This is a genomic window from Cupriavidus sp. SIMBA_020 (assembly GCF_046535395.1).
Classification (GTDB): Bacteria; Pseudomonadota; Gammaproteobacteria; order Burkholderiales; family Burkholderiaceae; genus Cupriavidus; species Cupriavidus campinensis.
Genome location: NZ_JAWRWU010001361.1, coordinates 1 through 246 on the forward strand (window position 1 = coordinate 1; position 246 = coordinate 246).

A 246-nucleotide genomic window follows, 5' to 3' on the forward strand; every position below is an offset into this window, starting at 1 on the left:
GGATCGTAGTTCTTGTACACGCGGTGACCGAAGCCCATGAGCTTCACGCCCGAGTTCTTGTCCTTCACCTGCTTGATGAATTCGGGGATGTTTTCCACCGAACCGATTTCCTCAAGCATGTTCAGTGCGGCTTCGTTCGCACCGCCGTGCGCCGGGCCCCACAGACACGCGATACCGGCAGCGATACACGCGAACGGGTTCGCGCCCGACGAACCGGCCAGGCGGACCGTCGACGTCGATGCGTTC

Annotated in this window: 1 protein-coding gene; it reads right to left on the reverse strand. The window is 61.4% G+C overall.

Features of this window, described 5'->3' with window-relative positions:
- Positions 1–246: citrate/2-methylcitrate synthase (locus SB751_RS33945; RefSeq protein WP_410749488.1), on the reverse strand; the 246-nt coding region annotated here is incomplete at both ends.